The sequence below is a fragment of the Nostoc sp. genome, assembly GCF_036917275.1.
Classification (GTDB): domain Bacteria; phylum Cyanobacteriota; class Cyanobacteriia; order Cyanobacteriales; family Nostocaceae; genus Nostoc.
Genome location: NZ_JBALDF010000032.1, coordinates 161,941 through 185,128 on the forward strand (window position 1 = coordinate 161,941; position 23,188 = coordinate 185,128).

20 protein-coding genes are annotated in these 23,188 nt (G+C 43.7%); 8 read left to right on the forward strand and 12 right to left on the reverse strand.

All coding sequences use genetic code 11. The annotated features are described in order from the left end of the window. Window positions 1-59: 59 nt before the first annotated feature. From V7K35_RS11970 to V7K35_RS11980, 3 genes are all read right to left on the reverse strand, one after another. A complete protein-coding gene (locus V7K35_RS11970) occupies window positions 60-1,028 on the reverse strand; it encodes a tetratricopeptide repeat protein (protein ID WP_335079168.1) in 969 nt (322 codons plus the stop codon). 247 nt (window positions 1,029-1,275) lie between these two features. Then, on the reverse strand, window positions 1,276-1,665 hold the full coding sequence (locus V7K35_RS11975) for a hypothetical protein (protein ID WP_335079170.1): 390 nt from the start codon (window positions 1,663-1,665) through the stop codon (window positions 1,276-1,278). Window positions 1,666-1,836: 171 nt separating this feature from the next. Further along, window positions 1,837-2,922 (reverse strand): zinc-binding alcohol dehydrogenase family protein, encoded by a 1,086-nt coding sequence (locus V7K35_RS11980; protein ID WP_335079172.1) that lies wholly within the window; start codon window positions 2,920-2,922, stop codon window positions 1,837-1,839. A gap of 103 nt (window positions 2,923-3,025) precedes the next feature. Between V7K35_RS11980 and V7K35_RS11985 the strand changes: the two genes are divergently transcribed. Next, window positions 3,026-3,832, forward strand: a complete 807-nt coding sequence (locus V7K35_RS11985) for a helix-turn-helix transcriptional regulator (RefSeq protein ID WP_335079174.1) — start codon at window positions 3,026-3,028, stop codon at window positions 3,830-3,832. Window positions 3,833-4,054: 222 nt separating this feature from the next. Here V7K35_RS11985 and V7K35_RS11990 read toward each other — a convergent pair whose 3' ends face one another. Together V7K35_RS11990 and V7K35_RS11995 are read right to left on the reverse strand one after the other, a co-directional pair. Further along, window positions 4,055-5,815, reverse strand: a complete 1,761-nt coding sequence (locus tag V7K35_RS11990; protein ID WP_335079176.1) for a Rieske (2Fe-2S) protein — start codon at window positions 5,813-5,815, stop codon at window positions 4,055-4,057. A 759-nt stretch (window positions 5,816-6,574) separates the two neighbouring features. Continuing rightward, window positions 6,575-6,763 carry a hypothetical protein gene (locus V7K35_RS11995; protein WP_335079177.1) on the reverse strand — a complete coding sequence of 63 codons (189 nt, stop codon included), beginning with the start codon at window positions 6,761-6,763 and terminating at the stop codon, window positions 6,575-6,577. Window positions 6,764-7,009: 246 nt separating this feature from the next. Between V7K35_RS11995 and V7K35_RS12000 the strand changes: the two genes are divergently transcribed. The 3 genes from V7K35_RS12000 (at window position 7,010) to metX (ending at window position 11,002) form a co-directional block, all read left to right on the forward strand. Beyond that, window positions 7,010-7,900 (forward strand): SGNH/GDSL hydrolase family protein, encoded by an 891-nt coding sequence (locus V7K35_RS12000; protein WP_335079179.1) that lies wholly within the window; start codon window positions 7,010-7,012, stop codon window positions 7,898-7,900. Between the two features lie 251 nt (window positions 7,901-8,151). After that, window positions 8,152-9,465 (forward strand): O-acetylhomoserine aminocarboxypropyltransferase/cysteine synthase family protein, encoded by a 1,314-nt coding sequence (locus tag V7K35_RS12005; RefSeq protein WP_335079181.1) that lies wholly within the window; start codon window positions 8,152-8,154, stop codon window positions 9,463-9,465. Between the two features lie 457 nt (window positions 9,466-9,922). Further along, entirely contained in the window at window positions 9,923-11,002 is a 1,080-nt protein-coding gene (gene metX / locus V7K35_RS12010; RefSeq protein ID WP_335079183.1) for a homoserine O-acetyltransferase MetX, read from the forward strand. Window positions 11,003-11,333: 331 nt separating this feature from the next. Here metX and V7K35_RS12015 read toward each other — a convergent pair whose 3' ends face one another. Next, window positions 11,334-11,510, reverse strand: coding sequence for a hypothetical protein (locus tag V7K35_RS12015; RefSeq protein ID WP_335079185.1), 177 nt, complete (start codon window positions 11,508-11,510; stop codon window positions 11,334-11,336). 270 nt (window positions 11,511-11,780) lie between these two features. On the opposite strand from V7K35_RS12015, the gene V7K35_RS12020 reads away from it, so the two are divergent. After that, entirely contained in the window at window positions 11,781-12,905 is a 1,125-nt protein-coding gene (locus tag V7K35_RS12020) for an NB-ARC domain-containing protein (protein WP_335079187.1), read from the forward strand. Further along, window positions 12,871-13,164: a tetratricopeptide repeat protein gene (locus V7K35_RS12025; RefSeq protein WP_335079189.1), complete on the forward strand. Its 294-nt coding sequence runs from the start codon at window positions 12,871-12,873 to the stop codon at window positions 13,162-13,164. Before V7K35_RS12020 ends, V7K35_RS12025 begins: the two co-directional genes overlap by 35 nt. A gap of 695 nt (window positions 13,165-13,859) precedes the next feature. On the opposite strand, the gene V7K35_RS12030 is transcribed toward V7K35_RS12025, so the two are convergent. The 5 genes from V7K35_RS12030 to V7K35_RS12050 form a co-directional block, all read right to left on the reverse strand. Continuing rightward, on the reverse strand, window positions 13,860-14,816 hold the full coding sequence (locus tag V7K35_RS12030; protein WP_335079191.1) for an NAD-dependent epimerase/dehydratase family protein: 957 nt from the start codon (window positions 14,814-14,816) through the stop codon (window positions 13,860-13,862). 231 nt (window positions 14,817-15,047) lie between these two features. Next, a complete protein-coding gene (locus V7K35_RS12035; protein WP_335079193.1) occupies window positions 15,048-15,221 on the reverse strand; it encodes a hypothetical protein in 174 nt (57 codons plus the stop codon). Between the two features lie 145 nt (window positions 15,222-15,366). Beyond that, window positions 15,367-16,932: a hydantoinase B/oxoprolinase family protein gene (locus tag V7K35_RS12040; protein WP_335079195.1), complete on the reverse strand. Its 1,566-nt coding sequence runs from the start codon at window positions 16,930-16,932 to the stop codon at window positions 15,367-15,369. 287 nt (window positions 16,933-17,219) lie between these two features. Then, the gene (locus V7K35_RS12045; RefSeq protein WP_335079197.1) at window positions 17,220-18,107 is read right to left on the reverse strand and encodes a class I SAM-dependent methyltransferase; all 888 of its coding nucleotides are present in this window, start codon (window positions 18,105-18,107) and stop codon (window positions 17,220-17,222) included. A 351-nt stretch (window positions 18,108-18,458) separates the two neighbouring features. After that, window positions 18,459-20,549, reverse strand: coding sequence for a hydantoinase/oxoprolinase family protein (locus tag V7K35_RS12050; protein WP_335079199.1), 2,091 nt, complete (start codon window positions 20,547-20,549; stop codon window positions 18,459-18,461). An 82-nt stretch (window positions 20,550-20,631) separates the two neighbouring features. Between V7K35_RS12050 and tmk the strand changes: the two genes are divergently transcribed. Further along, window positions 20,632-21,267, forward strand: a complete 636-nt coding sequence (gene tmk, locus V7K35_RS12055) for a dTMP kinase (RefSeq protein WP_335079201.1) — start codon at window positions 20,632-20,634, stop codon at window positions 21,265-21,267. A 424-nt stretch (window positions 21,268-21,691) separates the two neighbouring features. On the opposite strand, the gene V7K35_RS12060 is transcribed toward tmk, so the two are convergent. Next, complete coding sequence (locus tag V7K35_RS12060; RefSeq protein WP_335079202.1) at window positions 21,692-22,351, reverse strand: DUF3386 domain-containing protein; 660 nt, start codon at window positions 22,349-22,351, stop codon at window positions 21,692-21,694. A gap of 100 nt (window positions 22,352-22,451) precedes the next feature. Between V7K35_RS12060 and V7K35_RS12065 the strand changes: the two genes are divergently transcribed. Beyond that, window positions 22,452-23,120: a LuxR C-terminal-related transcriptional regulator gene (locus tag V7K35_RS12065; RefSeq protein WP_335079203.1), complete on the forward strand. Its 669-nt coding sequence runs from the start codon at window positions 22,452-22,454 to the stop codon at window positions 23,118-23,120. The last annotated feature ends 68 nt before the right edge of the window (window positions 23,121-23,188 follow it).

A 23,188-nucleotide genomic window follows, 5' to 3' on the forward strand; every position in this document is an offset into this window, starting at 1 on the left:
ATAAATCACCAAAAGCTTTTAAAACATCTTTACATTACCTGAATCATTGGTGGGAGATGTTACTGCTTAGAACCAGCTTTGATCAACTGCGACAAATGATTTAACCATCTCTTAAACCAGAAGCCAGATGCAAAAGTTGCAACATTTTGAGAAAGAAGCTCAATCGCATGGTTACAATCTTGCAGACTTGCATCGAGTCCCATTGCATGATAAATTTCGCGGGCATTACAAAAGGCATCCATCGCTTCTGATTCTCGATTGATTTTTTCTAACACTAAACCCAAATTAAACCAGGCATTTGCTTCCCCATTTCGGTCATCAAGATCCCTTGTGATCTCTAATGAATAGTGATGAAACTCAACCGCTCTATGGTACTTTCCCAGAGCCTTATAAGCATTACCCAACCCACACAAGGCCATTGCTTCTCCATTGCGATCGCAGATGAATCTTGCCAGTTGTAACCATTGGTGGTAATACTCAATTGCCAGTTGGTAATCCCCCAATGATTCATAACTATTGCCCAAACTTCCCAGGCAAATGCATTCCCCAGTCCAATCGCCTATTTTTTTGGTGATACTCAACCACTGCTGATAAAACTCAATAGCTTGTTCATACTTGCCCAGGTATTCATAAGTATTGCCCAAACTTCCTAAACAAATGCCTTCCCCAGTGCGTTGGCATTGCCCGCCATAGGCATCGTCTATTTTCCTGGTGATACTCAACCACTGCTGATAAAAATCAATCGCTCGCTGATATTTGCCCAGTGATTGATAAGCATTACCCAACCCAGACAAAGACTTGGCTTCCTCGAAGCGATCGCCTATTTCTCTAGCTATATCCAACCACTGCTGATAAAATTCAATTGCCAGCTGGTACTCCCCAATTGACTGGTAAGCATTCCCCAAACTTCCTAAACAAATGACTTCCGCTTTGCGATCGCCTGTTTCTCTGGCTTTGTGCAAGCACTTCTCTTCAAACTCAATAAACTCAATGTTATTTAGGCTTTCGGATCTAATTACTTCTGTCATTCTCTATAGAAAACGAAATTTTTGGTTGATGGCTGTTGATTATACAATTTTCTGTGGCCTCAACACTAGAAGTGCAACTTATATGCACAACTTCTCTCAAAATATAAAAATCGTTCTTCAATATCAATCTTTATTTTATACACAGATGCCACTGTGTATAAAAGGCTTTTATTTGTATTAGTAACAAGCGCCCGAATATAGGATATTGAGAAATTTAGCTTTTTAAAAAGAGACATGAAAAACCATATCAATCAGCAGCAGCATAATCAGGCAATGCTTTGAGTTGCAAATTAACAGCACTTAGATAATTTTGGTCGTTTAAAACTTGTGATGGTAATTTATTTGCATTAACAGCAGCCTTTACCAAATCTTTTGCAATAATATTTCTATTCTGAGTTTTAAATACTAAGGCTTCTCCACTAGGAATCCCGTGTTGTTTCAGACCTCCCTGATAAGCAAAACTAACTAGATTGAAAGGCTGGAGGTAACTAACAGAAGTAGAGTTACTGGATAAATTGTTAGAGTTAATAGCTATTTCACTGCTGCCGATAGTAGCTGTTTGAGCGCCAGCGATTCCAGGTACAAGAGTAATAGAAGCAAAAATAAGTCCAGAATTTATTAAGGTAATAAGTTTCATAAGTTATTCTTAAGTAAAATGCAATTGGTATTCTTTAGTAATAGAGTCCTCTTTATTACTAATCTCAGCTTCCCTCATTCAGGTCACCTGATCGGTTGATATATGACTCACCCAAAAGGGTGAGCTAATTGAGGAGCATAAAGAGCATTATGATTTTGCAATTACAGGAAATTATGGCCGAATCGCGGTCATTTTGAAGGGGCCACCATTGGCGGCAGCGTGCGCGACGGCTTTGTTTGCGTCGTCTAGATCGAATACTGTAACGTCGAAGTTGTCCAGCCTCAGAAGACCAGACCGAATCAGCCCGACTAGGCGGATGGCGGACTCAGGTAGATACATCCACTGACCACGTACGGTGATGCAATTTCTCATGATCCACGGATAGGGCAATTCGAGCCCAGCGCCTCCTAGCATCCCGACACCCCCCATCAACACAACCCTCCCGTAAGGTCGCACCGTCATGATGGCGGCGCGTACCGTCGTCGTACTAACCGAGGGCGGCAGGATATCCAGCACGCAGTCGATCGGGCCCGGTGCCGCCTGCCGCATCCGCTCCCGGTCATCCTCCTCGTTGCCCAAGAGCTTCACAGGTCGGAGACGATCGCCAAAACGACGCGTCAGATCCTCAAGCGTCTTTTCGTTGCGACCCGGCGCAACGACGCATCTCGCCCCCATCGCCAAGGCGACGGCGACGGCCGCACTGCCGAAGTTGCCAGTAGCACCGCTGATCAGGATTGTCTCTCCCGCCTGTAAGTTCGCCGCGAGAAGACCGCCATAGGGCACGAGAAACGTATTCAGCCCGCACCATCGTGCTGCATCCGCCTCATCAAGCGAACCGATCCGGATGGCGTTTTCCGTCGGGACTAGGATTTGCTCGGCAAAAGGGCCATGACGGAAGTGTTTCTGTAGGCGCAAGCCTCCTTCACCACGGGCGCTCCAGCCTTGCAGCGTTATATCGGGCATTAGTGCATCGTCACGCGATCGTACAGTAGGATCGCAAAAGACCCAATCGCCGGCGACAAGATGCGTCGCGTCCGGCCCGACAGCGCGCACGCGACCGATCGCCCCGCATCCCGGTACTACAGGCAGATCCAGCAGATATTTTCGCTCGCCGCTAAAGACTTCGTTTGTGTAGGACAGAACAGGGGCTGCCACGACATCGACGATGACCTCTCCTGTGCCCAGGATCGGATCGGGCAAAGTCTCGACAACGAGTGGCGAGCCGAACGTCTTCAAAATTGCACCTTTCATGGTCATTCTATTCTTTACTATGGAACTATTCTCGCAGGCTTTCCCTGTGTAACAAGGCCTGGTATTATCCTAGTATTGACTAGTCCCTCCTTGAGATAAAGTAAAGGTCATGGCAGATGCAAGTCGAAACGAATTTGGTGACTTCTTGCGATCGCGCCGAGAAAAGCTGAACCCTAAGGCTGTGGGTCTTCCAGACAGGCGAAGACGTCGGACTCCAGGATTGAGACGCGAGGAGGTGGCCGAACTGGCGGGCATCAGCGTTGACTGGTATATCCGGCTAGAACAGGGACGAACTGTCAGCCCTTCCGTTACCACGATTGATGCGTTGGCTAGCGCACTGCACCTCAGCAAGGTAGAACATGCCCATTTGCGGACACTGGCGCAAAACGGCGATCACCGCGCATTCTCTGGCGAGAGTGTACCCGAAGTGGTTCGACGCATGGTCGAGAGCCTTAATCAGCCTGCCTATGTCACAGGTCGTCGATGGGACATCTTAGCGTGGAATGCCGCAGCTGCCGAATTATTCACAGATTTCGGTCGTCTGTCCGAAGCGGATCGCAATATCCTCACCTATGTGCTGACCGATCCGGATGCCCGGCACCTCTTCGGCGCAACCTGGGTTGATGAGGCGAAACGCATGGTGGCCCAATTTCGTATAACATATGACCTTTGGGCTGGCGATCCAGCCTTTCTCGACCTCTTGGAACGCCTTCAGCAAGCCAGCCCTGAGTTCGTGATCTGGTGGGAGGCGCACGACATCCGCAGCGTCGCGTCCGGACAGAAACTACTGAACCATCCTAAAAAGGGCTTGCTGTGCTTTGAGTATGCTACCTTTCAGTCCAATGACGATCCTGCGCTGAAACTCGCCATCTATACTCCGTGCGATCTATCACATACCATTTCAGGAAAACCTTGATACAGATAGATTTTTCGTAGTAGTCTGCCAAAGTCTTTTTGACAGGCAAAAAAAGATTAAGTGATAAAGGTTTTAAACCCTTTCCTTTCCCCCTTTTAAGAGGCTATTTATAAAGTAAATCTAAAGAATAAAATCTAGTTACAAAGCAGAAATTGCTGCGATCGCCCAAATTCTTGCATTAGGCGATCGCAGCAATTATCGAGTCTTCCAAGATTAGCTAAATTACGATTCCTCAAACAGGCGATCGCCTTTATGCAACCGATCAGCAATTTGATAGGTTTGCCCTTGCGATCGCATCGTGGGCGAGTGTGCTGCTAAATAACGAGCAGCAGCAACCAGCACATGAATACCAGCAGTTTCACCCAGCAGGGAGTACTGTTTAAAAGCTGCTTCCATTTCCTGAATCACATGAAACTCGCGATTTTCGCGCAGCATCAACTTACCCAACATTGCCATCAGTCGCTCAACAGAGCCGCCATTGTACAAATAATCAGCAACCAATTTACCTGTTTGATTTACTTGTTGTTGGCGATTTAATAAATCTGGTAGTTGGTTGAGCAATTCTTCAGGATTTTGAGCAGAGTCTTTTGGTTCTGGAAGTCGTGCTGGTGGCACATTCAAAAAACGATTCAGATACACACTCATGGCAGCATCAAACACACCTCGCAGTAATTCAAGCGTTGACACTCGTCGTAATCCTTGATGCACTGCATTGGCAAAAGTAAACGGATGGTGCGCTGAATTCCAGTCGCCAAAGTCGTTGTTAGTGTGGAAGCGGGCTACCCGAAGTGCTGCTGTGTAAGTCACTACACTTGCCAATTGTTCTTCAGTACAACCAGCTTCCAAAGCAGTCAGAAGAGAGTTGGCAATTTTCTGTGGATCTTCTCCTAACAAAATCGGCACCAATTCCTCCTCACTTGACCAAGTTCCTTGTCGAGGTTGTCCTGTTGCCAAAGCCGTAGGTAACTGCTCAAAGGCAGACTCCAGAATTGCTACCAAATCCACAGGATAGCGCCAAGAATTGGACTCTTCCATGCGGGAAGCAGTTGCTAAACCAGAAACTAGACTCGCCAAAACTGACTCTGCCCCTTGCCAACCAACAGCATCCAGGGCTTCCAGTGCCTTGTTAATGAAGTCGAGTGCATGACCACTATCGATATAACGGTGGTCTGTGGCAGATGTGAACAGCATGTCTGCAAGTTGCTCAGAATTAGCTCCCGCCCGAATTGCAGATACTAAACATCTCTCTGCTGCTTCACTATCCCGCACCTCAACAAACTGGCAAAACCAGCTTTTGAGGGTATCTAGGTCAACAGTAGAATTGGGCAATGGATGAACTACAAAGTGAGGTGGCGCTCCAGCACTATCATTAGCTACTGCTGAAAGTCCTTGGAAAAGGGCGCGGGGTTTGTCTTCTGCATCTAGATAAGGCAGCAAATTCATCATGCAAGTATGGATGGTTAAGCCTGTACTCCAACCTGCTTTGTTGTAACGGGTGCCAAATTCTAGTCCCACCTGAAATGGTTCGGTAAAATCTGCCCCCATGTCCAGTAAAGCGATCACTGATTTGGCAATAACTAACGAAATACTTTGTTCTAAGCCATCCTGAAGACGTTGGCTGTGGTGGGCATGGAGGTCAACTACGGGATCTAGATTTACCCAAACTTCGCCATCGCGGATTTCTACACTAAATCCGGGAACATCATCTGCCCAAGAGTCAAATGTTCCGCCACTGGCGAGGTCGAAGCGGGCATAGTGCCAAGGGCAAGTTACAATGCCATCTTTGCAAGTGCTACCGTGGAGCGGAAAGCCCATATGCGGACAACGGTTATCAATTGCATAAACTTTATTGTCTGAGTAAAACAGAGCAATGGTGTGTTTTTCGCTACGAACCAACAAACTACCTGCTGCTTGAACATCTGCAAATTTAGCAACACGGATGTATCTGTCTGTGTGAGTTGGGGCTGCAAATTTTTGAATCATTTCAGTTTTCCACAAAAGTGATGTAAAAACTCCTACTACCACTCTGGCGAACTTTCAACGATTTGAGCAACGATGCAATTCTAATTTTTGTTAACTATAGGCATTTGCGAAAAAAAGTCAGCCACCAGCTTATCGGTTATTGATGACAAGATTATAAAGCATAACACCACTGCATTACACCAATTTTCAGTTAAGTATAGGACGCAAAAAACCTCTCAAACTCTCATTCCTCCCTTCGGGTTCGCAGTCGCCTACGGAGGGAAACCCTCCTACAGCGCTGTCTCACCGTGTCGCGCCAGTTGCTTCTCAAGACAGGAGACGCTGCGCGTAGCTTGCTTCCCCGTAGGGGTACAAGTCGGGGAACCGCAAGGGCGCACTGGCTTCTCTGTGTCTCTGTGGTTCGTTCTTTCATAACCCGTGCGTAAGTCCTGAAGTAGACAAAAAGACCTAACCCCCTACCCCCTTCCCCCTTGCCTTGTAGGGAACTACGATGTACACACAAGTCGAATTATCCCCCTTAATCCCACGCCACTTGCTACAACGGAGGGAACCTCCGCAACGCAGTGGCTCCCCGATGTATTGGGGGGAAACAAGAGATTCTCGTTCCCTCCCCTTTATAAGGGGAGGGTTAGGGTGGGGTAATTCAAGGACTAGTAATGATTCGATACACTTGTGTATACACCGTTGCTTGTAGGAAAGGGAGAAATTTAAAGCTTCTCTCTTTGAAGGCTAGCGTGGTATACAAGTCTTTTAGAGTTACTACGTAATGTAGGGTGCGTTAATTTTTGCAAGTCGATGCATTGCCATTGTAAGTCGATACATTGCCATTGCAGGTTGATACATTGCCATTGCAAGTCGATACATTGCCATTGCAAGTCGATACATTGCCATTGCAGGTCGATACATTGCCATTGCAGGTCGATACATTGCCATTGCAGGTCGATGCATTGGCATTGCAGAGCAAGATTTAGGGACTTCCAGTTAAAAAAATTGACTTTGGTCTATTCATTTGAAAACTGCATTAAGACAATTAGCAAAATCCACACCTGAAAGTATCCGGTTTTGCTCACCACCTCTGAAGCTAGCTTGTTAGCTTAGAGAAGTACTCAATTGCAAGCTCAATCTTTACTCACAAAAATAATCATCAACAACAGTTGTAAAAACTCTAGCCTTTAGGCTTTGCAGAAAAGTTTAATGCCAAAAAAAAAGTGGTTTTTAACAACGGGACTTGCTCTCCTAATTTTTATCATGGTTGTAGCGGCAAAATTTATGGATAAAACTCATCCCATTACAGAACTCTACGTATTTGGGGACAGTCTTTCGGATACAGGGATGGTATTCCGGGCGACAGGAGGAATGTATCCACCTAATCCAACTTACTATCAGGGGCGTTACTCGAATGGTCGGGTTTGGATTGAGTATCTTGGCGAAAGCCTCCATCTCTCCTCTAAGCAAACTCACAATTTTGCTTACGGAGGAGCAACTACTGGCAGCGTTGGCAACACTTATGTACCTAGCTTGCTAAATCAAGTGCAGTCGTTTACTCAGACACATCAACATACGAATTCAGATGCTTTGTATGTGCTGTGGGCTGGAGCAAATGATTATTTGCAAGGGGTAAGCAGTGCAACTGTTCCTGTTAAAAATCTGACAACGGCAATCAATTCTCTAACTGATGTGGGTGCTAAAAAGATTCTGGTAGGAAATTTACCAGATTTAGGACAGTTACCTGCCACTAGAACCAGTACGAATTCTGTGAATCTTAGTGCATTAACACAAGCACATAATCAAGGCTTGAGGCGATCGCTCAAAATCCTAAGTCAACAGCATTCCGATCTGGAGATTGTGGTATTAGATGCCAACGCCTTGTATCGAGATGCGATAACAAATCCGGCAGCTTTTAACTTTACCAATGTCACTACTCCATGTCTGTCTGGCTCTACCATCTGTAGTAACCCAGACCAGTTTTTGTTCTGGGATGGCATTCATCCGACGGCTGCGGCTCATCGCATCATCGGGGAAACTGCTTTTTCAACAATTCAAGAGGTAGGGATAATTAATCCTCGTTCAATGTTGGTTCCCTAACTTACTCATCAGTGTTTGCCGGGATAAAATTATTTCTGTCAAAAATGCTTTAGATTACAGCGTTTTTCATCTATTTGAACCACAATCCTTGGTAGGGGCGCATAGCTAGCTGTGCGCCCTTACAGTATGTTTAATCAAGTAAAAATAGCTGTAAAATACGGTAAGCCTTACGAATTACCGTTGATTAATCTAACAGAACGCTCAAATAGTATATTACTTGCTTATATAGTTGGAAACTAAAATAACTGCTTATGTCTGAACAATATCGTTTTGAAACCCTGCAAATTCATGCTGGACAAGAGCCGGCTCCGGGAACTAATGCTCGTGCTGTTCCAATTTACCAAACGACTTCCTACGTCTTTGATGACGCCGACCACGGAGCGCGGTTGTTTGCTCTCCAGGAATTTGGTAATATTTACACTCGGATCATGAACCCGACGACGGATGTATTTGAAAAGCGGATTGCTGCCTTAGAAGGGGGTGTAGCAGCATTAGCAACCGCTAGTGGGCAGGCGGCGCAATTCTTGGCAATCACCACCATTGCTCAGGCTGGGGATAATATTGTTTCCACTAGTTTTCTGTATGGGGGAACATATAACCAGTTTAAAGTAGCTTTACCACGACTAGGTATTAATGTCAAGTTTGTCGAGGGAGATGAGCCGGAAAGTTTCCGTCAGGCGATCGACGATCGCACCAAAGCCCTATACGTTGAAACCATTGGTAATCCCCAATTTAACATTCCTGACTTTGCGGCTTTAGCTCACATTGCCCACGAAAACGGCATACCTTTAATTGTGGATAATACCTTTGGTGCTGGTGGGTATCTAGCTCGACCCATTGAACATGGTGCAGACATTGTAGTGGAATCTGCAACTAAATGGATTGGTGGGCATGGTACTTCCATTGGTGGCGTAATTGTCGATTCTGGCAAATTTGACTGGGGTAACGGCAAATTTCCCCTGTTTACTGAGCCAGCACCCGGCTATCATGGGCTGAATTTCCAAGAAGTGTTTGGCCCTAGTGGAACATTTGGCAACATTGCCTTTATTATCCGCGCCAGAGTCGAAGGGTTACGAGATTTTGGCCCGTCTTTGAGTCCATTTAACGCCTTTCTTTTACTGCAAGGATTAGAGACTCTCTCCCTACGTGTAGATCGGCATGTGAGTAATGCCCTAGAATTGGCTCGGTGGTTAGAGCAGCAAGAGCAAGTATTATGGGTTAATTATCCGGGACTTGCCAATCACCCTAATCATGAACGGGCGAAAAAATATCTCCGGCATGGCTTTGGGGGAGTTTTAAACTTTGGTATCAAAGGTGGACTGGAGGCAGGTAAAGCTTTTATTAATCATGTGAAATTAGCGAGTCATTTAGCAAATGTTGGTGATGCTAAAACCCTCGTCATTCATCCGGCTTCCACAACCCATCAACAGCTAAGTGATAACGAACAGGTTTCAGCGGGTGTGACACCCGATTTGGTGCGGGTATCAGTGGGAATTGAACATATCGACGATATCAAAGAGGATTTTGAGCAGGCATTTCGGCAAGTTACAGCTATTTTCAGGTAAATAGACCACGCGATAGGGGCACAGCAATGCTCATGCGTGTCAACTTAAAACCTCGTTTTCAGCCTATGGCTGGAAATGCTCCTTCATTGGGCTGCTGCCGCTAGTCTTGAGGCAGAGCCTCTCATTAGGTATTCCCAGTCGGAGACTGGGAACGAGACAATCTCTAAAAGCTGTTTCTAGACTGGCTTTCACTTTAAGTTGACGCCAATGAGCATTGCTGTGCCCCTACGATAGATGTGGTTCAAATACTTGAATTCTGCTGTAAGATTTAGTTTTCTCTAAATTGGGAATGGGGCATTGGGCATGGAGAAGAGACAAGGCAGAGACTTATTCAATAATTCCCCCTGTTGTCTTCCTTGTCTCCCACCCTGCGGGAAGCTAAAGCTACATCTCCCCATTCCCCATTGCCCCTTATCCCCAAAGGGGGCCCCACCTTCCTCACTCCCCACTCCCAGATATGATTTACTCAGACTTCATCTCACCGCAAACCCAGTTTTACCAATTGACGGTGCCATTTCAAGTGGAAGGGGGCGAAGCATTAACTGGGGTTCAGGTTGCTTATCGCACCTGGGGACAGTTAAATGCTCAAGGCGATAATGCGGTACTAATTTGTCATGCCTTAACTGGTTCGGCTGACGCTGATGATTGGTGGGAACCTTTGTTTGGTTCAGGGAAAGCTTTCAATCCAGAACGCGATTTTATTGTATGCAGCAACATCTTGGGAAGTTGTTATGGCACAACTGGGCCAACTACTATCAACCCCATAACGGGAAAGGCTTATGGTGTATCCTTCCCTAAGATTACAATCCGAGATATGGTTCACCTGCAAGCTGCACTACTAGAATATCTTGGTGTTCAATCTCTGCGGTTAGTAATTGGCGGTTCACTCGGTGGGATGCAAGTATTGGAGTGGGCTTTATTATATCCAGAAAAGGTGAAAGCTATTGCACCCATCGCTGTTTCTGGAAGACATTCCGCTTGGTGTATTGGATTAAGTGAAGCCCAAAGACAGGCAATTTATGCCGATCCAAACTGGCAAGGAGGGAACTACACTCTCGATGCGCCCCCAAATCAAGGATTAGCAGTGGCGCGGATGATGGCGATGAGTACTTACCGTTCCTGGGATAGTTTTACAACCCGCTTTGGGCGGCAGTATGATGCATCTGAGCAGTTTGCTATAGCCAGTTACTTACAACATCAAGGTCAAAAGCTAACAGAACAATTTGATGCCAATACTTATATCACCCTCACCCACGCAATGGATCGCCACGATGTTGCACGCGATCGCACAGTTCCTAATTTATCAGATTATGAATCTGTTCTACAAAGCATCCAGCAACCGACTTTAGTTGTCGCAATTGATTCTGACATCCTCTATCCTCCAGTAGAACAACAAGAATTAGCAAATTTAATCCCTAATGCTCAACTGGCGTGGCTAAAGTCAACCCACGGACATGATGCATTTTTAATTGATATGGATGCATTGAATGAAATACTAATCTCTTTCCAGCAAAGTTTAGATTTATCAGCCTCCTAACTCGGCGTTTCGAGTTCTGAGCATGAAGTTTCGAGATAAAAGGTCGGCCTTCCAAGTTCTGAGCATGAAGTTCTGAGCAAAAAGGTCGGGCTTGCGAGTTCTAAGCTTGAAGTTCTGAGCAAAAAGGTCGGTCTTCCGAGTTCTGAGCATGAAATTCCGAGATAAGAGTTAGACCTTCCGAGTTTTGAGCTTGAACGATGACGTTTAGAGGTGGAATGATCAAGTTGAAAAGGCGATGGCACTGCTCATTTCAAGTGCCGCAGCTACGCCCGTCGTAGACATCGCACAAAATCAGCCCATCAAAGCAGACTTTTGTTGTATAATCGCACCTTTAGGCATTGGGTTTATTTTTACTGTTCTTTGTGTCATTAATATAAATGATTACCAAGCAGTAAATAGCTACAGGAGTTAGTGCGATCGCAACAGGCGGGTAAATCGTGTAGAAAGTAGCCACAACTTCAGCAACACCCAATACCATCAAAATAAATTCAGCTTGTTTGCGTTTCATAAGAATTACTCTTAAAACGTTGACAATTCCATGAAACAATGCACAATCACAAGTTCAGTCCCAAGCTGTCTGAAGTTATTACCGAGTTATTTCCTAGTTATTCCCAATTCCCAAGTTATTCCCAACTTACAACTATTTTCAGGCAATTGAACCACAGATTTTTGTAGGGGCACGGCAATGCCGTGCCCCTACCCCGTGGTTTATTTACTTGAAAACGCTGTAATACCTACCCAGATTGCTAGACTCTAAATAAATGTACTGTCATAAGCCATGCAGAGAGGAACTAAGGTTCGTAAAGACTGTATTAAAAAAGTTAAGCAAGCACTGAGGCAGAATGGTTTCTCGCTACAGAAAGATTTAGCTGAAGAGTTAAATATTTCTAAAAATACTATATGGAACTTTCTCAATGGCAAGCCTGTTTATTATTCCAACTTTGAAGAAATCTGTCGGCGATTATTACTCAATGTTCAAGAAATAGCTGATTTCAGCGATGCTAATGTGGAGGTGGCACGGGAAGAAGAAAAAACTGATTCGACAGTGCAGACTAAATCTGTTACTAAAGTTGAACTGGGTGGGCAAGATGCCTACCCCACAAGAGAAACAAGGGTTGTACTTAATCAAGCTATTCCAGAAGTACCCGTGTGGAAGGGGCGAGATCAACTGCTTGAAGAGTTGCAAACCAAATTACTGCAATCAGAGAATCCGGTTAAGGTATTGGCACTCATTGGGCAAGGGGGTATTGGCAAAACCAGTTTAGCTGTAAAACTGTTAGAGGCACTAGGCGTTAATTGTGGAAGATCCGCCCTAACTCCCGTTGAAAAAGGGGCGAATGTAGAAGAGTGTGCTTATGAATGCGTAATATATTTCAAGGCACAAGAGGGGACAAGTTTTGATGATGTAGCAGAATTTATCCTAATTGATGGCTTGGGTATTCAAACAGCAGAGACGTTGAAAACTGTTGATGAAAAAATAGCGAAAATTATTGAGGGGTTGGCACAAACACGCACTCTTGTAGTGCTGGATAACCTGGAAAGTATTTTACAGCCTGCCAACCATCCCCAAGCGGGACGGTCAATATCACCCGATTGGGGTAAACTGCTAAATGCTTTAGTCTATCAGCAGCATCAATCACAAACTTTATTAACCAGTCGGGAAGTGCCAACAGATTTGGCTGATATCCGCTATGAGGGTGCGGAACCAGATTCAGAATTGGTGTATATCGAAAGAATTTCTGGAGTGGCGACAGTCGCGGGAGTTGAGATTTTGCGACAGCGCCAACTGAAAGATAGTGTAGCAGATTTGCAGTGGATATCTGAGCGAGTTGAGGGACACGTATTTTTGTTAACCCAACTGGCAGCTATTGGTAAAGGTAAGCCTGGTAGCTTATTCTTATGAGGGTTTAGGAAAAAATGAATGCGATCGCGGTAATCTCGAAGCAGCAGAACAGTTTTCTAAACAAGCTTTAGTAATAGCCCAAGAGTTGGGGATGATTCACTTAGTGGCAGAGGTTAACTACGATTTAGCACGGCTAGAGCGTAAGCGCAGCAATACAGAACTTGCCCAACAGCATTACAACACAGCACATCAAATATTTCAGCAATTGGGTACGGCGAAGGATTTGGAGAAAATCGAGCGAGAGTGGGAGCAAGATTAATCTCAATGATCGTGGAGATCCCCCCAACTCCCTCTTAAAAAGCAGGTGGGCTATTTTCCTCCTTTACCCCCTTTTTAAGCTACGGTGCATATCACAAGTTTGAAATAGTTATACTCACGTGGTTTTTTGCGTCAGTTTTACCCCACCCTAACCCTCCCCTTAGAAAGGGGAGGGAACTAGATTCCTGTTTCCCCCCAATCTTCGGGGGGATTAAGGGGGGTAATTTGACTTGTGTATACACGGTAGCTTTTTAAGGGGGTCGCCATAGGCGGAGGGATCTTATCCAAACCATTTGCGATCGCATTAATATTCTAGTTTCATGTTCCCATCTCAAAGCTTCGAGATAAGAGCTCGGCCTTCCAAGTTCTGAACACGAACTTCCGAGATAAAAGCTCGGCCTTCCGAGTTCTGAACACGAACTTCCGAGAGAAAAGCTCGGCCTTCCAAGTTCTGAACATGAACTTCCGAGAGAAAAGCTCGGCCTTCCGAGTTCTGAACACGAACTTCCGAGTTCTGAACACGAACTTCCGAGAGAAAAGCTCGGCCTTCCAAGTTCTGAGCCAATACGCTTGGGTTAAGAAGAATAGTAGGTTGGGTTGAGCGTAAGCGTTACCCAACAAAACCTTGATCATGTTGGGTTTCGTTCCTCAACCCAACCTACACCTAACTCCTGTACAGACGCGATTAATCGCGTCTTATTTAATTTCGTTCTTGCTGCGCCAAGTTTGTACCGTTTGCTGCAAACCCTCTTTGTAACTTAAATAACGCGGTTTCCAACCAAGCTGTTGGCGAATTGAATCGCTTTTAACTGTGGTTCCCAATTTAAGTAACTCTACCTGCTGAGGTGTAATTATCACCAGAAGTGCTACAGGAGTCAGCCACATAGGAATGTGTGCAGGTTGCTTTCTACCTAAAGCGAAGGCAAAGTAATCAATGAAATCCGTAAAGGATACCGGAGTTCCATCAACGATGTTAAATACTGCGCCTGCTGTTTGCTGCTCTCCGGCTTTAACTATGGCTTGAGCAGCATCTTCAAAGTGCAGCCAGTTGCCTAAGTTATTTGCAGGCCCGGCAAAATAAGGGCGTCTGAGGTTGAATGATTTAATATATAGCTTCAGGTCTTCAGATTGGGGGCCATACAGGTATCCCATCCGTAAAAGACTAGAGGGAATCTTGCTGTTGCTCACCTGATTTTCTGTGGCGATCGCGGCGGCAAAAATTGAGTCATCGCCAGGTGCAACTATAGGTGCAGTTTCTGTGCTATCTTTTGCATTGCCATAGAGAAAGGTATAACTGGTATTGACAAGAAACGCAGTCCCTGCATCTTCAATCGCTGTCAATAGTGCATCAGTTGTGGCTTTTAAGGTTTTGTCAAATCCTTTCCAGTCCTGACCATCACTTAATAATGTATTAGCAAACTGTGGCGTGAGGTTGATAACCACGTTAGCATTAGCTGTGGATAAAACATCCTTAAGTTCAGTGGCACTTGTCAAACTGACATCAGCAGCTAGGCCACCTTTTGAACGTATGACCTCAGCACCATCCTTATTTAGCGGTATTCCAGTCACCTGATGTCCACGAGCAATTAGTTGCTGCGTGGTTTCTTGTCCCAGTTCCGTATCAGCGCCTGTAATGACAAAGTTTTGGGTCATATGTTTTGAAGTAGTTCTACCTGCAAACAGCTAATGTTATTCATCTAGACAGGAGATTGGCTATCTTTAAAGTTTTTTACAACGATCGCAATGCTCAGGAATACCCCCTTAAGGTTGAAATTTAGAACGCCTTTTTCAAAGAAGCGATCGCATAACAGCATTTTTCAGTTGATCTAGACTACAGGCTGATTTCTCTCCAAACCTCTGTGTCTTGGTTCCTGCGGACGTTTGCTAATGCTGCGCGATCGTTAACACTTGGCGATCGCTAACTGAGCGCTGGCTTCCGTTACTCAAACTTCTTTGTGCTACTACGCATTCTCTGGAAATATACTTTTTCAGCAACTTACCCACAATCGAAATACCTTGCTCAATCTCCTCTGGCGGGAGACAGAAAGTCAGACGCATCGCTGGATAACCCTGCTTATCGGGGAAAAATAGCGAACTGCACGCCAGGTAGACATTTTGTGCAAAGGCTTCCTTACGAATTGTCCCAACTGCAACTAAAACTAATTAGATTTCTGGCTTTTCAACTTAGCAGAAATTACTGGTACTAAAAAACTTTACCAAATCCGCCTCCTCCAGGAGTTTCGATCACAAAAACATCACCAGGTTTCATCTCTACTGTTGCTGTGCTGTCTAAAATCTCTTCAATTCCATTCTGACGTTGTATCCAGTTGCGTCCGACAATTCCGGCTTCCCCACCATTTAATCCAAAGGGAGGCACAACCCGATGGCCAGAGAGAATATTAGCTGTCATAGGTTCTAAGAAACGGATGCGGCGGACAACTCCATTACCACCGCAATATTTTCCTTTCCCACCGCTATCGGGACGAAGATAAAAGCTTTCTAAAAGTACAGGATAACGGGTTTCTAAAACTTCTGGATCGGTCAACCTGGAGTTAGTCATGTGAGAATGAACACCATCAGTTCCATCAAAATCAATTCCTGCCCCAGAGCCGCCGCAGATAGTTTCATAATATTGATATTGCTCATTACCAAAAGTAAAATTATTCATCGTTCCTTGAGAAGCAGCCATTACACCCAAAGCACCATATAAAGCATCAACAATTGTTTGAGAAGTTTCTACATTACCCGCTACTACTGCTGCTGGATAAATTGGATTCAGCATACAGCCGACCGGTATAATAATTTCTAAAGGGTTAAGACAACCGGCATTAAGAGGAATATTATCATCAACCAAAGTCCGAAAGACATATAAGACAGCTGCTTGAGTTACAGCTTTTGGAGCATTAAAATTACTATTTAGTTGCCCAGATGTGCCAGTAAAATCAATGGTAGCACTGCGACTTTCTTGATGAATTGTAACTTTTACTTGAATGATTGCTCCATTATCCATTTCATAAATAAATGAGCCATTTTTAAGAAGATTGATAGCCTTTCTCACCGACTCTTCAGCATTAGCTTGCACAAAATTCATATAAGCTTGGACAGTCTCAAGTCCATATTGGGAAACCATTTTATGAAGTTCTTGAACTCCCCGTTCATTGGCGGCAATTTGTGCCTTAAAATCAGCTATATTTTGGTCAGGCTTACGCGCAGGATAAATATGATTTGAGAGGTGCTGTCTTACTGCGGTTTCTCGAAAATTGCCCTCTTCAACCAAGAGAAAATTATCAAAAAGAATTCCTTCCTCTTCTACTGTGGTACTGTGGGGAGGCATTGAGCCAGGAGTAATTCCACCAATATCGGCTTGATGTCCACGAGAAGCAACAAAAAAAAGCGGCGTGGAGAATGAAATATTTTCACTATTTTCCCAAAAAACAGGGGTAATTGCAGTTACGTCAGGAAGGTGAGTTCCGCCGTTATAGGGGTTATTAGATAGATATACATTTCCTGGTTTTAGGGTGTCGCCTTTATCGTTAATTAAACTGCGGACACTTTCACTCATTGAGCCTAAATGTACAGGAATATGAGGGGCATTAGCAACTAATAATCCCGAAGAGTCAAAAATAGCACAGGAGAAATCTAGCCTTTCTTTGATATTCACAGATGTTGCCGTATTTTGGAGAACAATTCCCATTTGTTCGGCGATAAATTGATAGAGATTTTTGAATATTTCCAAGCGGACAGGATCAGGTTGAGATGTTGTGTACATTTTTAACTCCTTAAAAAAATTTTGTAGTAATCCCTTAACTCACATCTTGCACCTGGAAATTTTAATGTCAATCCCTTGACTAAGTGTCTGTTCTCTTAGGTGTTCAATGTCTTGTAAAAGAAACAACACCACCAAATGGGGAAATATAGTTTGAAACGTAATTTCTGCGGATTGTCCCCAATCAAAGACGCAAAGCGCTAGAAAAACGGCGTCCTTTTTTTCAATCCCACACTTTTAAGTGTGGGTTTCCTGTTCCCTCTGAAAAACATCTCGGCTCAATGCCCTCACTATTCCACTGTTAATGTCCAAATATTAAAGTTCAGGGACTTATAGTTTTTGAACTCGGCTTCAGATATGTCTAATTTTTGCATTGCAGTTAGCTGATAACTTCCGTCTATTTGTGGAGAGATGCAGCTCCTAAAACCTAAGTGTGAAAAAAAGTCCACAATTTGTTGTTGATTATCAAAGCCTGTTTTGTGCACATCACGCTGCGTTGTGTCTTGGACTCCTTGCGCGATATTCTGCAATTCTGAGTGAGTCTGTAAACGTCCTTCATGCTCAGCATTTGTTAGAAAATCAGGAGTGATCCACGCGCCACCGAAGCGGGAAAGAACCGAATGAATGTTGCGTGCTGCCCTCTCCTTTTCTTCCATTGAAAGGTAATGATAAAGTCCTTCGTGGATGACGGCTACTGGATGATTTTGCTTAAAGTGACGGATGGCTGATTCAATTTCAGGAAACGAAAGAATGTTTACGGCATCAAAGAATAAATTCTTGCGCTCTCTTAGTCCGTGATTAGATATAATTTTTGACAGTATTTGTTGCTTTTCTTGCATTAGCTCAGGAAGATCTGTCTCCACATAAATATACTCTGGATCTTCAGTCATAGCTAGCCCACGAAATGATAGCCCACTGGCTAACTCCAAAACCTGCGTAATGCCCTCTTTCTTTATCGCGCTGACAATACTTTTATAACGTATCTCAGCAGCAAGAGCTGCCCATTTCAAAAATTCTGGTGTGAGGTTCGTTCCTTGTGAGAAATTTTTTAAAACATCTTCTGCACGTATCAGTGTAGCAACATCCCTGCTAAAGGGAATATCTGAAAATTGCCGGAAATAAGCCACCAACTTGGCAGTCGGGCTAATCTTACTATGATCAGGACTAGTCGTTTTCACTGATTTACTCCTATTGTTGTTAGCGAGCGAGGATATTGTCTATGGGAAAGAGATTGTACTCTAAATACTAACCTTATTGTCTTTCATAACTAGCGAATTGGCTTATTTGTAAATAGTGTGTTTGTACTGCATTAATTTCTGTCTCTTTTTTGCTATTACTGATGTTTTTTCACTGGTGCGATATCTGAGTTAAGCACTTTTTTAAACACTTCAGTGTTTACTACTAGCTATCACTATCTACTTGGGCAGGAGCGAAATATGCAAGATTTCGCTTATTGTAGAGAATCCGGCGCGGGTGTAAATTCGCATTTCCTGTAGCGAGGGTGAGTATTTTCGAGAACAACAGCCGATTTATAAACATTCTAAAATTAGATGGTTCTGTTGAGTTAATCTTGCTTGCCAGTTAGGTTCAACTACAATGGTGCTAATTTTTTCGACAACGATCGCAGGCCCATTAATCCTATCTTCTGGTTGTAAATCTTCCCGCCGATAAACAGGAGTATCATACCATCTATCAGTACTAAACATTCTTACTATCTCAACAGATACAGGAGCTTCATCTAGAGAACGAGTCCGAATAATTAAAGGTTCTTGCGGAGTCTCCATCTTCTGAATTACTTCCACTGAGGCAGATTCAACAATTAAAATTTTCTCTAATTGAACGAAACCATAACGAGATTTATGTTCAGTTTCAAATTGTTGCCGCATCACTGTTACTTCATCAGTAAAATTAACAGTCAATGTAGAGTTAGTTCCCTCATATTTTAAGTTGATTTTGCAAACTATTTTTGCTTGGATATTATCTTCATTTATTTCACTTCTAGCTTGAGTTTTTAAATCTTCTATTAACTTGTGTAATTTAGGAATTAATGTTTGAGTTAAAGGCTGTTCTACTCCCCCTTCTCTAATCGTCCGCACATCAGCTAATCCCATTCCATAAGCAGACAGAACACCAGCATAAGGATGTAGAAATATCTTTCTTATTCCCAAGGTATCGGCAATTAAACAAGCAACTTGCCCGCCTGCACCGCCAAAACAACAAAGCACATATTGGCTGACATCATAACCCCGTTGCAGACTTATTTTTTTAATTGCATTCGCCATATTTTCCACTGCGATCGCCATAAATCCAGCGGCTACTTGTTCGGGAGTACAATGATTTAATGTAGCGGCTTGAATCTCTTGGGCTAATTGTGTAAATTGCTGAATTACAGTATCTTTATCTAAAGGTAAATTGCCATCAATTCCAAAAACTGAGGGAAAATATTGCGGGTGGATTTTGCCTAACATCACGTTGGCATCAGTAACCGCTAATGGCCCCCCGCGTCGGTAACAAGCAGGGCCAGGATTTGATCCAGCAGATTTAGGGCCGACACGATAACTAGAACCATCAAAAAAGAGAATTGAACCGCCTCCAGCCGCAATGGTATTAATTGCTAATACAGGAACTCGCATCCGCGCCCCAGCAATTTCCGAATCTAGTTGTCGTTCATACTCTCCTTTAAAGTGGGCGACATCTGTACTTGTTCCTCCCATATCAAAGGTAATAATTAACTCAAAACCTGCCCTTTTACTAGTTTGAACTGCGCCGACAATACCACCAGCCGGGCCACTCAAAATACTATCTTTGCCTTGAAATTGTTGGGCTGCAACTAAACCACCGTCAGATTTCATAAACATTAATTTGACTCCAGGTAACTGACTCGCTACTTGGTTGACATAGCGACGGAGAATAGGAGTTAAATAAGCATCTACTACTGTTGTATCCCCTCGGCTAACCAACTTCATTAAAGGACTAACTTGATGGGATACGGATATTTGGGTAAAGCCAATTTGTTCGGCAATCTTGGCTATTTGTTGTTCGTGTTCAGGATAGCGATCGCTGTGCATAAAAACAATAGCACAACTGCGAATTCCTATGTTGTAAACTGCTTGTAAGTCATTTTTAGCTTGTTGAATATTTATAGGGGTTAATTCATTTCCATAAGCATCATAACGTTCATCAATCTCAATCAACTGCTCATAAAGCATGGTTGGTAAAATGATATTACGAGCAAAGATATTAGGCCGGTTTTGGTAGCCAATTCGCAGCGCATCTTTAAAACCTTTGGTGATGAGAAGGACGACGCGATCGCCTTTCCGTTCTAACAGCGCATTTGTTGCTACTGTTGTCCCCATTTTTATTACTTCTATCGCTTCAGTAGGAATAAGTCCATTGCTTGAAATACCCATGATATCCCGTATACCTTGAATGGCTGCATCTTGATATTGTTCGGGATTTTCTGAAAGCAGTTTGTAGACTATAATCCATTCTTGATTAGGCAGAGTCACAATTAAAAAACGTTCAGGATGTCTTGATAATTTGTTTATGATGTCCTGATTGTCAGTAACAGCAACAATATCTGTGAATGTACCACCTCTGTCAGCAAAAACCTTCAACATTACTCTGTCTCCTGTATAATCATGCTAATCCATTTGGGGCGATCGAAAAATTTCAGATAAACTGGCTTAAAACTAAACAAGCATGGGTGGCAAATTAATTGTATTTGAAGGGGTGGAAGGCTGTGGTAAAACCAGCCAAATGCAGCTTTGTTCTGAGTGGTTGGAAAGTCTGGGTGTTTCTGTGATGCTAACTCGTGAACCAGGAGGAACAGAACTAGGCTTACATCTTCGCCGCTTGCTGCTAGAGAAGGCAGAGGATAAACCAGTTGCACAAGTGACAGAACTTTTGTTGTATGCTGCTGACCGATCGCAACACGTTGAACAACAACTAAAACCGCAACTAAGAGCAGGGAAATATATTTTATGCGATCGCTACACTGACTCTACCATTGCCTACCAAGGATATGGTCGGGGTCAAAACATGAGTTTAATCAATCAGCTTAACTATATTGCTACTGGTGGCTTAGAAAGCGACTTAACTATTTGGCTAGATGTCGATGTCGAAGTAGGACTAGCCCGCAAACTCTTAGATGGAGTAGGACTAGACCGCATTGAACAAGAAACAATCGCTTTTCATCGGCGCGTTCAGCAAGGATACGCACAAATAGCCGCCTCCTATCCTTCACGAATTGTTCAAGTAGATGGCAGCTTGAGTAAAGAAGCTGTACAACAAGTAATTCAAGGAATTTTACGCGTACACCTGCACTTGGTGACGTAGGGCAAAAATAAACCTAAAAGTTTTTAATGAGAGTTTGGGCAAACTAGATATGGAGAAAAATCTAGTTAATACAAGGCAGTAGTAATAAATGATGGATTGTGATCGTCTGGATTATATCAAAAGTGTCACTGACAAAGGTGATGAGACAGAGTGGGCATATCCTGATGAATATATCGGATCTGAATTTAAGTTGAGCTTTAAAAGAGGTAAAGGAGTAGAATCTCACGCCCGTAAACTACCAAAAGGATCTCTTATTGTCTGAGTGGGGTACTATCGATAGATTAAGAGAGCGATTAATAGAACAATTAAATTTGAAAGCCATCGAATAATTTGGAATGCTCAGAACTCAAAACGTCAAAAAATCAAAGCGATCGCTCCCTTAAGTTAAAGAGCGATCGCTAATTTTTAGATGATAAAATAGAACTTAAGCAGCAACAGGTTCCACCAATAATTTGATATCAGAGAAGACAAATTCCTGAATAGATACTTGTCCTGCTGTCTCGGTGCGAATCTCCCGACGATTTAGGATGAAATACTCACCAACTTTTTCATACTCATCAGTAAATTCGCTTCTACCACCCTTTTGTTCCCCAGTTTTAGGGTCATGGTACACAGAATCATAGGTGTGAGAAAGGTAACCTTCCCCGGTATCGTGACTGCTGAAGGTGTCAATTGTCACGTAAGTACCGTGGATGAGACGGTGAACATGGCAGACTTCATTATTGCGGACTTTGTATTTATCGCCCTTAGCCTTACCACCCATTAAAAGCTCAACCGCACCAGTTTCGTCAGTTTTACCATAGCTAAACGTATTGGCGCTGTGGGTATCTTCAAAACTGCGGCGGATGCGGTGAATTGCTATTTCCCAGGCTTGACCATGAATAGCCTGCTTGGCCGACTCGTCATCTACATCCAAAACTTCGGCTTTGAGATTGGCGCTGATGATAACTTTGCCTGTAAATACTTTATCATCTTCCTTAAAGGTGATATTTGCGGTATAACCAGGGAAATTTTTGTTCCAAGTGTAGCGGTTTTCATAAGCAGCCCGGAAAAGTTCCTGAGCAGAGAGTTGTGTAACTGTCATGTGCTTCTCCTAGTCGCTACTGTTATTAGCGTTTTAGTTTTCTTGGTATTAGCATAGAAGTAATTGTTGAGGCTTGGATAGTCCCCAACTGGGTACACTTATGGTTAATTCTCTCTACGCCGTATTTGATGCGATCGCTAATGTCCAAAATGAGCAAGAATTAAGACTAGCTCTCACGGATAAAATTGGTGAGCATTTTTGCGTGCAAAATTGGGGTATTTATTTCCTAAATGAGCAGCCAACGACTGACATTGATATTCAGGGTATTCCAGCAGTATGCTTAGAAAGCAATCCAGTCGGGCGCTACGTGGTTGAGCGTCATGCTCCCGCCCATGAGCAATTATTATTATCACCAGGAGATTGGAAGCATTTTTGTTCGCGTTCTGATCACGAACACGTGATGACTGGGCCAATAGTTTATGATGGTCGTCTTGTAGGAACGCTTAACTTGGCTCGTGACAAGGGATATCCTGCTTTTAATGGCAACGATTTGGCAGATTTGAGTGCCTTATGCATTCATTTATCAGCGAAAATGGCGACTCTACGGACAAAACCAAAAATATTCAATTCCCTTTTAGTAAGTCCTCTAACAGCGCGTGAGTTAGAAATTGCCGAGTTAGTGGCGCAGGGGTTAACGAACGCGGAAATTGGGGAAAAACTTTGGATTACGCAAAATTCCGTCAAACAAGCTTTGAAGAGGATGTTTCGTAAGTTGAAGGTTTCGGCGCGTGCAGAAATGGTGGCAAAACTGCAAGATATACAAGTTTGATAATGGATAATTCACAAAAGCCTAAAACGTGTAGCTGCGGCAACTTAAATATTAGCAATTCTATTTTG